12 protein-coding genes are annotated in these 12,161 nt (G+C 64.6%); 6 read left to right on the top strand and 6 right to left on the bottom strand.

Features of this window, described 5'->3' with window-relative positions:
• Window positions 1-33: 33 nt before the first annotated feature.
• Together FJ967_RS04620 and FJ967_RS04625 are read right to left on the bottom strand one after the other, a co-directional pair.
• A complete protein-coding gene (locus tag FJ967_RS04620) occupies window positions 34-1,170 on the bottom strand; it encodes an alpha-hydroxy acid oxidase (protein WP_140730518.1) in 1,137 nt (378 codons plus the stop codon).
• A gap of 25 nt (window positions 1,171-1,195) precedes the next feature.
• Window positions 1,196-1,999 (bottom strand): FCD domain-containing protein, encoded by an 804-nt coding sequence (locus tag FJ967_RS04625; protein ID WP_140730519.1) that lies wholly within the window; start codon window positions 1,997-1,999, stop codon window positions 1,196-1,198.
• Window positions 2,000-2,205: 206 nt separating this feature from the next.
• On the opposite strand from FJ967_RS04625, the gene FJ967_RS04630 reads away from it, so the two are divergent.
• The 5 genes from FJ967_RS04630 (at window position 2,206) to glcF (ending at window position 8,360) form a co-directional block, all read left to right on the top strand.
• Window positions 2,206-3,528, top strand: coding sequence for a DUF3422 family protein (locus tag FJ967_RS04630; protein WP_140730520.1), 1,323 nt, complete (start codon window positions 2,206-2,208; stop codon window positions 3,526-3,528).
• A 156-nt stretch (window positions 3,529-3,684) separates the two neighbouring features.
• On the top strand, window positions 3,685-5,181 hold the full coding sequence (locus FJ967_RS04635) for an FAD-linked oxidase C-terminal domain-containing protein (RefSeq protein WP_140730521.1): 1,497 nt from the start codon (window positions 3,685-3,687) through the stop codon (window positions 5,179-5,181).
• Window positions 5,135-5,767 carry an ASCH domain-containing protein gene (locus FJ967_RS04640; RefSeq protein WP_246675171.1) on the top strand — a complete coding sequence of 211 codons (633 nt, stop codon included), beginning with the start codon at window positions 5,135-5,137 and terminating at the stop codon, window positions 5,765-5,767. The genes FJ967_RS04635 and FJ967_RS04640 overlap by 47 nt, the downstream gene beginning before the upstream one ends.
• Window positions 5,764-6,969 (top strand): FAD-binding protein, encoded by a 1,206-nt coding sequence (locus FJ967_RS04645; RefSeq protein ID WP_140730523.1) that lies wholly within the window; start codon window positions 5,764-5,766, stop codon window positions 6,967-6,969. The genes FJ967_RS04640 and FJ967_RS04645 overlap by 4 nt, the downstream gene beginning before the upstream one ends.
• Window positions 6,970-7,034: 65 nt before the next feature.
• A complete protein-coding gene (gene glcF / locus FJ967_RS04650) occupies window positions 7,035-8,360 on the top strand; it encodes a glycolate oxidase subunit GlcF (RefSeq protein ID WP_140730524.1) in 1,326 nt (441 codons plus the stop codon).
• 8 nt (window positions 8,361-8,368) lie between these two features.
• Here the strand turns inward: glcF and FJ967_RS04655 are convergent, their stop codons facing one another.
• Together FJ967_RS04655 and FJ967_RS04660 are read right to left on the bottom strand one after the other, a co-directional pair.
• Window positions 8,369-9,289, bottom strand: coding sequence for a bifunctional 5,10-methylenetetrahydrofolate dehydrogenase/5,10-methenyltetrahydrofolate cyclohydrolase (locus FJ967_RS04655; RefSeq protein ID WP_140730525.1), 921 nt, complete (start codon window positions 9,287-9,289; stop codon window positions 8,369-8,371).
• Window positions 9,290-9,599: 310 nt separating this feature from the next.
• Window positions 9,600-10,328, bottom strand: coding sequence for a L,D-transpeptidase (locus FJ967_RS04660; RefSeq protein ID WP_140730526.1), 729 nt, complete (start codon window positions 10,326-10,328; stop codon window positions 9,600-9,602).
• A 211-nt stretch (window positions 10,329-10,539) separates the two neighbouring features.
• Here FJ967_RS04660 and FJ967_RS04665 point away from each other — a divergent pair, with 211 nt between their 5' ends.
• A complete protein-coding gene (locus FJ967_RS04665; protein ID WP_140730527.1) occupies window positions 10,540-11,178 on the top strand; it encodes a DNA-3-methyladenine glycosylase I in 639 nt (212 codons plus the stop codon).
• 90 nt (window positions 11,179-11,268) lie between these two features.
• Here the strand turns inward: FJ967_RS04665 and FJ967_RS04670 are convergent, their stop codons facing one another.
• Window positions 11,269-11,658: a hypothetical protein gene (locus FJ967_RS04670; RefSeq protein WP_140730819.1), complete on the bottom strand. Its 390-nt coding sequence runs from the start codon at window positions 11,656-11,658 to the stop codon at window positions 11,269-11,271.
• Between the two features lie 53 nt (window positions 11,659-11,711).
• Window positions 11,712-11,963, bottom strand: coding sequence for a hypothetical protein (locus FJ967_RS04675; protein WP_140730528.1), 252 nt, complete (start codon window positions 11,961-11,963; stop codon window positions 11,712-11,714).
• Window positions 11,964-12,161 lie beyond the last annotated feature (198 nt).

The following is a 12,161-nucleotide window of genomic DNA, read 5'->3' on the forward strand; positions in this document are numbered from 1 at the left end:
TCTGGATATCTCCGTGGTCAGATGCCACGGACTTTAGCGGCGGAGCTGGTCTTTGCCCATGTCGGTGACCAGACGCTTTCCGCACAGTGCCAGCGTGATGTCCATCTCCTTGCGAATGATTTCCAACGCTTTGGTAACCCCTTCCTTGCCGAGCGCGCCGAGGCCGTAAAGAAACGGCCGGCCGATATAGGTGCCCTTGGCGCCGAGGCAGAGCGCCTTCAGCACGTCCTGTCCGGAACGGATGCCGCCGTCCATGTGCACTTCTATCTTGTCGCCGACCGCGTCCGCGATCTCTTCCAGCGCCATGATCGAGGACGACGCGCCATCGAGCTGCCGCCCGCCATGGTTGGAAACCACGATCGCGTCGGCGCCGGTCTTGGCCGCCATCAGCGCGTCCTCCTTGTCGAGGATGCCCTTCAGGATCAGCTTGCCGCCCCAGCGTTCCTTGATCCAGGCGACGTCTTTCCAGGACAGTTGCGGATCGAACTGCTCCGTCGTCCATGACGACAGCGAAGAGACGTCGCCGACACCCTTGGCGTGACCGACGATGTTGCGGAAGGTGCGGCGCTTGGTGCCGGCTATGCCCAGGCACCAGCGCGGCTTGCTGGCCAGGTCGATGATGTTGGCCAGCGTCATCTTGGGCGGCGCCGAAAGCCCGTTGCGCACGTCCTTGTGGCGCTGGCCGAGGATCTGCAGGTCGAGCGTCAGCACCAGGGCCGAGCACTTCGCCGCTTTCGCCCGGTCGATCAGGTCGAGCACGAAATCCTTGTCGCGCAGCACGTAGAGCTGGAACCAGAACGGTTTTGTCGTCGCCGAGGCGACATCCTCGATCGAGCAGATGCTCATCGTGGAGAGTGTGAACGGCACGCCGAACTCCTCCGCCGCCTGCGCCGCCAGCATCTCGCCGTCGGCATGCTGCATGCCCGTCAGGCCGGTCGGTGCCAGCGCCACCGGCATCGACACTTTCTGGCCGATCATGGTCGATTCCAGCGAGCGGTTGCTCATGTCGACCAGCACGCGCTGGCGGAATTTGATCTTCTGGAAGTCTTCTTCGTTCGCCCTGTAGGTGCCCTCGGTCCAGGCGCCCGAGTCGGCATAGTCGAAGAACATCTTGGGCACGCGCCGGCGCGCGAGATCCTTGAGGTCTGCGATGGTGAGAATGTCGCTCATGATGGTCCCCGCTTGATCGAATTGATTAGGAGCGTCTGCGCGCCGGTTCGCTGTCGCCGGCGTCCGAACGCTGCCTCAGCCTCAGCCGCGACACGCGTTGCCAGTCGCCGCTGCGTTCGGCTTCGGCCATCGAACGCTCGACATAGGTCATGTGGTCCATCGCCGCCTGGCGGGCGCCGGCTGGATCGCCGGCCTTGACCGCGGCGTGGATCGCCCGGTGCTGCGCCAGCAGTGCCTCGCGCGCACCGGGCACGGTGAACACCAGCAGCCGGTTCTGGAAGACGCCTTCCGACAACAGCCGGTAGCAGGAGCGCAGCGTGTGCAGGAGCAGGATATTGTGCGCGCATTCGCAGATCGCGTGATGAAATTCGACATCGATCTCGGCCTCGTCGTCGAAGTCGCCGGTACGATGCGCCTCGTCCATCCGCGCCATGATGCGGTCGAGCAGCGCAAGGTCCTCCGGCGTGGCGCGCCGCGCCGCGTATTCGGCGGCTATGCCTTCGATCTCGCGGCGGTATTCCAGATAGTCGGTCACCGCCTTGCGGTGCATCGAGATCAGGTCCGCCACCGGTTTGCTGAACAGCTGACCGATAATGTCGGCGACATGGGTGCCGCCGCCGGCCTTGGTCGTCAGCAGCCCGCGTCCTTCGAGCGCCTTCAGCGCGTCGCGCAGGATCGGCCGCGACACGTCGAACTGGCGCGCCAGTTCGCGCTCGCCCGGCAGCCGGTCGCCGGTGCGCAGCACGCCTTCGAGGATGAGGCTTTCGATCTGCTGCACCACCTCATCGGCGGTGCGCGAATGCTCGATCCTGGAGAAAATGTCGCTCAAGGGAAGCGCCTGGGGTACGGGATGGATGTCGCCCAGATTAAAGCCACTTTCACCAACTGGTCAAATTATTTATCCAATTCGTCTCAGCCGGTCGATCTCCGCGCCGCCCCGGCATATCGCCCGGCGCTAAACTTTGCTGTTTACCTGCCTTGCCGATTGCCGCAAGACGACGCCATTGCACGAAGGTCGAAACAGGGGGACCAGACGTGTCGGACGAGACGTCCAATCTTGAATTCCAGCCGCGCAGCCAGGGCAGCGTCATGGGCTTTCCGGCGCATGAAGGCCGGCCTGGAGCGCTGGGCGAGGTTCACGCCCGTCCGCATCCGTTGGTCGAGAAGCCGCGTGTGCTCGTCCAGCTCTCCTTCATGACCGAAGGCGGCTCCGCGGTCGACCATGCCGTGCTTTCGGAACTGTCGCGCCGCCTCGGTATCGCCGCCCCCGATCGCCAAGCCCGCCACCACGCCATGAAATGGGGCAAGGGCTCGCTGCGCTGGGAAAGGCACACCGAATTCTCGACCTATCTCTGGGAAGGGCCGCTGGCTGAGAATGGCCGCGGACAAGAGGATTCGCCCTTCGGCAACGGGTTTTCGCCGCCGGGAACCGTCATCTCCGGCATCCGGCTCGAAATCCGCAAATGGACGCAGGCGAGCGAGAGGCTGGTCGCCGGCTTCGATCCGACCAGCCTCTGCTACTCGCTGGTCGAGCGCGGCAGCGCGGCCATCCTCACCGATTTTCGCCAGGACGGCGACGGCATGACCCGCATGCTGGTGCTCGACCGCGGCCTGACGCCGGCCAGCACCGGCGCGCTGTCGCAGCGGCTGATCGACATCGAGACCTACCGCACGCTTGCCATGCTCGGCCTGCCGCTGGCTCTCAGCCTTTCCGGCCGCGCCCGTCGCATCGAGGACCGCCTGGCGCAGACGACGCTGGAAATGAAGGTCTCCGAGACCCGCGACAGCCAGACGCTGCTCGCCGATCTGACGGAACTTGCCGCCGAATTGGAGGCGGATGCCGCTTCCAGCCTCTATCGCTTCGGCGCCAGCCGTGCCTATGACGGCATCGTCACGGAAAGGCTGGAGGCGCTGGATGAGGAGCCTGTGCAGGGCTACGACACCTGGGCGGGCTTTCTGCTGCGGCGCATGGCGCCAGCCATGCGCACCTGCCGCTCGGTCGAGGAGCGCCAGGCCAATTTGTCGCGCAAGCTGACCCGTGCCACCACGCTGCTGCGCACCTGGGTCGACGTCGAGGTCGAGAAGCAGAACCGCGACCTGCTCGCCTCGATGAACAACCGCGCCCGGCTGCAACTGCGTCTGCAGCAGACCGTCGAAGGCCTCTCGGTCGCCGCCGTCTCCTACTATGTGGTTGGCCTCATCGGCTACGTTGCCAAGGGCGCATCGGTCTTCGGCCATGCCTTCGCGCCCGAAGTCGTTACCGCGGCGTCCGTGCCCGTCGCCATCCTGCTGGTCTGGTGGGGCGTGCGCAGGGTGCGGCGGATGCATTCCGAGCCGGCCAGGCATCCGGGCGAATAGTTCGCCATGACGCTTCAAAACGATGGATGCGCAGCGGCAGATTGCCGCTGCGGAAGTTTCGCTTGGGTCCGCCGCCAGCGCATCACCAAAGCAAGGTTTGCAACAATGGCCGCCAGCTGGTAAATCATTTTTACCAGTCGAGTGGAGGAAGTGCCGATGTCCGGCCTTGCCATGCCCAAGCCAGACGCCGGGACGCTGCGCCGGCGCTCCGAAATCGTCGCCGACATGCGCATCATCGTGCCGGGCGAGGGCGTCGTCGACGCGGCCAATGAAATGCGTGCCTTCGAAAGCGATGGCCTGACCGCCTACCGGCAGGTGCCCCTGGTCGTGGTGCTGCCCGAGACGGTGGCGCAGGTTTCGCGCGTGCTGAAATACTGCAGCGACCGCAACATCCGCGTCGTGCCGCGGGGATCCGGCACCTCTTTGTCGGGCGGCGCGCTGCCGCTGGAGGACGCGGTGCTGCTCGTCATGAGCAGGTTCAACCGCATCCTCGCGATCGACTTTCCCAACCGCATTGTCGTCGCCCAGCCCGGCGTCACCAATCTCGGCATCACGACGGCCGTCGAGCAGGAGGGCTTTTACTACGCCCCCGATCCATCCTCCCAGATCGCCTGCTCGATCGGTGGCAACGTGGCGGAGAACTCCGGTGGCGTGCACTGCCTGAAATACGGCCTCACCGCCAACAATGTGCTGGGCATCGAGATGGTGCTGATGAATGGCGAGGTGGTTCGGCTCGGCGGCAGCCATCTCGACGCGGAAGGCTATGATTTGCTCGGCGTCATGACCGGCTCCGAAGGACTGCTGGGCGTCGTCACCGAGGTCACGGTGCGCATCCTCAAGAAGCCGGAGACGGCGCGCGCCTTGCTGATCGGCTTTCCGACCAGCGAGCAGGGCGGCCAGTGCGTGGCCGACATCATCGGCGCCGGCATCATTCCGGGCGGCATGGAAATGATGGACCGGCCGGCGATCCACGCAGCCGAGGATTTCGTCCATGCCGGCTATCCCCTCGATGTCGAGGCACTGCTCATCGTCGAACTCGACGGTCCTGGCGTCGAGGTCGATCACCTCATCACGGCGGTCGAGGCAATCGCTATTGCCAACGGCTCGACCACGTGCCGCATCTCGCAGTCCGAGCAGGAGCGGCTGAGCTTCTGGGCCGGCCGCAAGGCGGCCTTTCCCGCTGTCGGCCGCATCTCGCCGGACTATTACTGCATGGACGGCACCATTCCACGCAAGGAACTGCCGCGCGTGCTGGCCGGTATGCGCGAATTGTCGGAGAAATACGGTCTCGGCGTCGCCAACGTCTTCCACGCCGGCGATGGCAATCTGCATCCGCTGATCCTCTACGATGCCAATATACCCGGCGAACTCGACAAGGCCGAAAGCTTCGGCGCCGATATTCTGCGGCTCTGCGTCAAGGTCGGCGGCGTGCTGACCGGTGAGCATGGCGTCGGGGTCGAAAAGCGCGACCTGATGCCGGAAATGTTCAGCCAGATCGACCTCGACCAGCAGATGCGGGTCAAATGCGCGTTCGATCCCGGTCACCTGCTCAATCCCGGAAAAGTGTTCCCGCAGCTGCGCCGTTGCGCCGAGCTGGGGCGCATGCATGTACATCGGGGGCAAGTGGCTTTTCCGGATATTCCGAGGTTTTGAGTTGCTGTTCAAACAATCATCGCTGGACAGAATCGCGCGCAAGGAGGTGACGCTCGCCTTTCGTCGCTGGAATCGACCGACGGTAAAAGCCGGCGGGCGGGTCCGCACGGCCTCGGGCGTGGTGCTGATCGGGAACATCACCATCGCACATGCTTCGGCACTGACGGAAAACGACGCGATCGCGGCTGGCTTTCCGACACTTGCAGCCCTTCAGGAGATGCTCGGGCCCGATGACGGCACACAGGTCTACCGTATCGAACTCAACGGTATCGAACCCGACGAGCGCGTTCCCTTGCGTGGCGATGCCTCGTTTTCCGATGCGGACTGGCATACCCTGACCGCACGCCTCGCGCGCTGGGACAAAACGGCGCCCGGCTACTTCCCGTCCATTCTGCGAACAATCGGCGCCCATCCGGAAGTGCGGGCGGCCGACCTGGCCGCGATGGCCGGCGTCGAAACGCTGAAGTTCAAGCAGGATGTGCGCAAGCTCAAGGAATTCGGGCTGACCGAGAGCCTCGATGTCGGTTACCGGCTGTCGCCGAGAGGCGAGGCCTTGCTCGAAAAGCTCAGGGAGCACAGGCTTTGACGACGTTCACCCCGACCACGTCGGAAGAGGTTCTTTCCAGTGTTGCCTGGGCCGTGGCGGAAGAGGCGCCGCTGGAAATTCTCGGTCACGGTTCCAAGCGGGGCATCGGCCGTCCGTTGCAGACCGAGCACACGCTCGACCTGTCGAAACTCTCCGGCGTGACCCTCTATGAACCCGCCGAACTGGTGCTGTCGGCAAAGGCCGGTACGGGGCTGGCCGAGATCGAGCAATTGCTTGCGCAAAACGGCCAGCAACTGGCCTTCGAGCCGATGGATTACGGCCCGCTGCTGGGCGGCGAGCCCGGCAAAGGCACCATCGGCGGCGTGCTGGGCGCCAACCTGTCCGGTCCGCGCCGGCTGAAGGCGGGCGCTGCCCGCGATCATATCCTTGGCATCAATGTCGTGTCCGGCCGGGGCGAGGCCTTCAAGTCCGGTGGCCGCGTGGTCAAGAACGTCACCGGCTATGATCTCTCCAAGCTGATGGCCAACAGCTGGGGCACGCTGGCCGTCTTCACCGACGTCACCTTCAAGGTCCTGCCGACGGCCGAGACCGAGGTGACGCTCGCCGTGCGGGGCCTGCTCGACGACGCGGCGGCAGGCGCCATGGCCTTGGCGCTGGGTTCCAGCGCCGAAGTGTCGAGCGCGGCCCATCTGCCGGAGCGCATCGCCGCGCGCGTTGCCGGCGGCAGCCTCGGCAGCGATGCCGCGACGGTGCTGCGCGTCGAAGGTTTTGGTCCCTCCGTCGCTTATCGGATTGCGGCGCTGAAGACACTGCTCGGCAAGGCCGGGCCGCTGGAGGAGATTGCCGGTGAGGCCTCGAAGGCGATCTGGCGCGATGTCAGGGATATCAGGCCCTTCGTCGATGGCAGCGAGAAGCCGGTCTGGCGGGTCTCGATGACGCCGGCACAGGGGCACCAGATGGTCCTGACGCTGCGCATGCAGGCGGGCGTCAGCGCCTTCTATGACTGGCAGGGTGGGCTGGTATGGCTGCGCATGGAAGAGGGCGATCCGGAAGCCGCCCTGCTGCGCGGCCTTTTGCGCAAACATGGCGGTGGCCATGCGACGCTGGTGCGCGCCGCGCCCGCCCACCGCGCCGCGCTGCCGGTGTTCGAGCCGCAGGCGCCGGCATTGGCCGCGCTCAGCCAGCGGCTGAAACAGGAATTCGACCCGAAGAACATCCTCAATCCCGGCCGCATGGCCTAGAGCAACTCCGGGAAAAGTGTGAAACGGTTTTCCGTCCGGAATTGCGCCTAAACAGAGCGTCAGAGATGCAGACCAATTTTACATCAGCGCAACTCGCCGATCCTGATGTCGCCGAATCTGAAAAGATCCTGCGCAAATGCGTGCATTGCGGGTTCTGCACCGCCACCTGCCCGACCTATGTGACGCTCGGCAACGAGCTCGATTCGCCGCGCGGGCGTATCTATCTGATCAAGGACATGCTGGAGAATGGCCGTCCCGCCGACAAGGAGATCGTCACCCATATCGACCGCTGCCTGTCTTGCCTGGCCTGCATGACCACCTGTCCGTCGGGCGTGAATTACATGCATCTGGTCGACCATGCCCGCGCCCATATCCAGAAAACATACAAGCGGCCGCTGCTCGACCGGTTGACCAGGGCCATGCTGGCCTTCGTTCTGCCCTATCCCCAACGCTTCCGCGCCGCGCTCAAGCTTGCGAGGCTGGGCAAGCCGTTTATCGGCCTGTTCGAAAGGGTTCCGGCGCTGAAGCCCCTGGGCGCGATGCTCAAGCTCGCGCCGGCATCGATCCCGGCGGCCTCGCCGATGGCCTTGCCGGCCGTCCATGCCGGACAGGGAGCGAAAAGAGGACGCGTCGCCATTCTCACCGGCTGCGCGCAGTCGGTCCTCGATCCCGGCATCAACGACACGACCATCTCGCTGCTGACGCGGCTCGGCGTCGAGGTGCTGGTGCCGCCGGGCGAGGGCTGCTGCGGCGCGCTGGTCCACCACATGGGGCGGGAAGAGGCCGCCCTTGCCTCGGCCAGGCAGAATGTCGATGCCTGGACGCGCGCAATCGGTGAAGGCGGGCTCGACGCCATCATCATCACCGCGTCGGGCTGTGGCACCACGATCAAGGACTACGGCTTCATGCTGCGCCTTGATCCAGCCTATGCCGACAAGGCGGCGCGTGTCTCGGCGCTGGCCAAGGACATCACCGAATATCTCTCCGCAATCGACCTGCCCGAGCCGGTGCGCAAGCCAGGCACGGTCGTTGCCTATCATTCCGCCTGCTCGATGCAGCACGGCCAGAAGATCACGCGCCAGCCGAAGGAGCTTTTGGCCAAGGCCGGTTTCATCGTGCGCGAGCCGCGCGAGGGCCATCTGTGCTGCGGCTCGGCCGGCACCTACAACATCCTGCAGTCCGAGATTTCGGCCAGGCTGCGCGACCGCAAGGTGAAAAACATCGAGGCGACGGGCGCCGCGATCGTCGCCACCGGCAATATCGGCTGCATCACCCAGATCGCGTCGGCGGCGAAAATGCCGGTGGTGCACACGGTCAAATTGCTTGACTGGGCTTATGGCGGGCCAAAGCCGCGGGGCGTCCGGGAAGAAAGCCTGATCGCCGCGGAATAGGACTGGCGCTACTCTGCCGCGAGTTGGTCCGGCACGCCATAGGTGGCGCGATAAAGCGCACGCTGGCGGTTGAGCGCCACCATGGTGTTGCGCAGCAGGATCGCCACCGTCAATGGGCCGACCCCACCAGGCACCGGCGTGATCCAGGAAGCGACTTCCTTGACGCTGTCGGTATCGACATCGCCGACAATGCGGGTCTCGCCATCGGGGCCGATCTCCGAATTGATGCCGATATCGATGACGGCCGCCCCCGGCTTCACCATATCGGCCTTGATCAGGCGCGGCTTGCCGACGGCGACGAACAGCGCATCGGCGCGGCGGGCATGGGCGGCCAGCGACCGGGTCATATGGTGGCAGACCGTCACCGTCGCCCCCTCGCTCATCAGCAGGAAAGCGATCGGCTTGCCGACGATCTCGGAATGGCCAACGACCACCACCTCGAGCCCCTTGAGCTCGAGCCCGGTCTCCTTCAGCAATTCGACGGAGGCGGCGGCCGTACAGGGCGCCAGATCGAGCTGGTTGTAGACGATGTTGCCGATCGAGGCCGGGTGCATGCCTTCGACATCCTTCAACGGATGCACCGCCGCCTGCAGCGTCTTGATCGGAATATGCGCGGGAACGGGCCGCTGGATGATGATGCCGGTGACGCGCGGATCGGCGTTGAGGCCGTGGATCGCGGCTTCGAGTTCGCCGGCGGTGATGGTGGCGGGAAAGCGCCGTTCCTCGAAGCTGATGCCGGCGAGCGCGGCCTTGGCGCGCTGGTTGCGCACATAGACGTCCACGGCGTCGGTATCGCCGACGGTGATCGAAACCAGCTTCGGCGGAAAGCCCTCCGCCGTGGCAATCGCTGCGTCCTCGCGCACCGCGGCGATGATGCGCTGCGCGACCGGGCCACCTCTCAGGTAGCGACTGTCATCGGTCCGGGTCATGGCTGGCACCTCTGCCTCTTCGACAATTCCGGAAAGCGCGGGGCGGTTTCCGTCTGGAATTGCGTAAAATTACGAATTGTGCGCTGCAATAGCAGAGACGTTCCGGAAAATCAGCCCCCGAATGCGAACCGCACTGGTTCCGAGGCGACTTGCCTCGATAGGGGAGGCAAGATTGGCGGCGGGGGTCAAAAAGAAAGGGCAGCGCGGTTTCCCGCGCTGCCCTTCTTGACCGACCGCATCCCCATACGGCCCGTCCCCCGTTATTCCGTCCGATCCAGGCAAACCCGGACCGGGTGATTCGTTCCGGGAATTATATCACCTCTACAGTGGTTCCGACATTGACCCGCTCATAAAGGTCGACCACGTCCTCGTTGCGCATGCGGATGCAGCCCGACGATACCGCGCCGCCGATGGTCCAGGGCTGGTTGGTGCCGTGGATGCGGTATTCCGTCGTGCCGAGATAGAGCGCGCGTGCGCCAAGCGGGTTTTCGATGCCGCCGGCAAGATAGGTCGGCAGGTAACGGCCCTTGGCGGCCTCGCGCTTGATCATTTCCGCCGGCGGACGCCAGTCCGGCCAGACGCGCTTGTTGGTGATCTTGTGCGTGCCCGACCATTCGAAGCCGGGCTTGCCGGTGCCGACGCCGTAGCGCCGAGCCTTGCCGTTCTTCTCGACCAGATAGAGGAAATTCTGCGTGGTATCGATGACGATGGTGCCGGGCTTCTGGCCTCCGTCATAGGCGACTTCCTGCGGCAGGTAGACCGGGTTGATCTGCGGCCGCATGACCATGCGCTTGGCCGGCGCCTGCACGCCCGCCGTCTGCAAGCGGTCGGGCTGCGCGGTGCGCTGGCGCGGCTGCTGCACGGCCTGTCGGGTCTGCCGCACGATGCCCGGCGCATGGCCAAGCTGAAGCACCCAGGGCGCGGAAAGATCGGGGCTGACCATCACCGGCGGCCTGTCGGCATAGCGGTCCTCGGCATGGGAGGGCATGGCGCTTGCGGCGAGCAGCGCCGCGCTGAACAGAGGAAGCAGCAATTTCATGGGAACGCACCTTGATCGCCTGATACGCCGGGCAAGAACGCTCCCGGTTTTCGCGATCATTGGCGGTGAGCAGCAACCGAAACATGAATCGGAATGCGTAAAATGCGGTTCTGTCAGTAAACCTTTTGGTGTGGTTACCGCCGGGTTCAGGAATCTGGTAAAGCCACGGTAAAAGCGGCGCTGAAGCGCGTTAACAGATGGATTTCCTGGGATGAGCAATGAAAATACCGGCCTGCTTACCGGTTCTGACGGTGTCGTGCGCTGCTTCTGGCATGGCAACCTGCCCGACTACCTGCACTACCATGACCATGAATGGGGCCGGCCGGTGGCCGACGACCGCAGGCTGTTCGAAAAGATTTGCCTGGAAGGGTTTCAATCGGGCCTGTCGTGGCTGACCATTCTGCGCAAGCGCGAGAATTTTCGCGAGGCCTTCGCCGGCTTCGATTTCGACAAGGTCGCCGCCTTCACCGACAAGGATGTCGAGCGCCTGCTCGGCAATGCCGGCATCATCCGCCATCGCGGCAAGATCGTCTCGACCATCAACAACGCCAAACGCGCCCGCGAGATGGTGGACGTATCAGGCTCGCTGGCCGCCTGGTTCTGGAAATTCGAACCCGGCAAGGAGGAGCGCCCGCAAACCGTCGACCTCGCCCATTTGCGCGCCAACCCGACCACCGCGGTCTCGGTACGGATTTCGAAGGAGTTGAAGAAGCGCGGCTGGACCTTCGTCGGCCCGACCACGGTCTATGCCTTCATGCAGGCCATGGGCCTGGTCAACGACCATCTCGAGGGCTGCGTATGCCGCAAGCAGGTCGAGAAGGAGCGAAAGGCGTTCAAGCGGCCGAAATAGACACTTTTCCCTTCTCTCCGTTCACGGGGAGAAGGTGGCCGAAGGCCGGATGAGGGGCGGCGTCGACCTTGCCAGATGTCGCGCCACGCCTCACTTCTCGAAGCGCCCCTTGTGGCCGCTGCCATTGATGTTCCACACCAGGCTGCTGCCCGAGACGGTCAGCACCAGGCCGTTGAACCCGCTGTCGTCGGGCGTGTGATGTGTCGATGCGGAGCTGCGTCCGGCGGGAATGACCTCGACGGTCGATCCCTTCCTCACCCAACAGCCCTTGCCGTATTGGTCGTTGGCGCCATAGGCCAGCATGAACTCGAAGCTGCCATCCTTCTTCAAAAGCAGTTCGGAACCGACCTCCATGACGCCATGCAGGTAGTAGTGTCCGGCAAGACCGGCGTCGCCCGGCTTGCAGCCGGCGGCACTGGCCGGATCGGCCACACCGAGTAGAAATGCGCAGCCAAGTGCGTATGCGTAGCCCAGGCGCATGCTCAATCTCCCCTCCAGAAATATGGAAATGGCGTCCCGCGAAGCGGGCGGTTTCAGGTGCCGTTGGCGCTGGCCAGGTACAGCCCGGCGACGATCGCAGCCACGGTGGCGACCGTCGGATAGATCACCAGCAGGCCGGTCACCAACGCGTCGCGCAGCGAGGGCCCCTTGCCGGTGGCGGCCGGCACATCGAAAGGCCCGGCCGCCTGGCCAACCATCTTCGGTGCATGGGTGCCCGCCGGGCGCAGGCGCGCCGGCATGTCGCCGGCCTCGCCTTTGGCATGGAATTCCGTTGCGCTGGTCATGTCCCGAACCCCTTCGTTTCGGTGCGTTGTATCGGCCTTGATTGTGTCGGCACAATGCCGCGCTCATGGCGGCATTGTTTCATTCCTGGTGCGTTTTGTTTCAGGCAGCTTCGTGCGCCTTCGACGCTCGTTGGATACGGGGCTGGGCGCCAACCCTTGCCGCTCCCGGCTTCATCGGTTAGGAAACGCGCGCTACGG

The sequence above is a fragment of the Mesorhizobium sp. B2-3-4 genome, from assembly GCF_006442315.1.
In the GTDB taxonomy this organism is placed as follows: domain Bacteria; phylum Pseudomonadota; class Alphaproteobacteria; order Rhizobiales; family Rhizobiaceae; genus Mesorhizobium.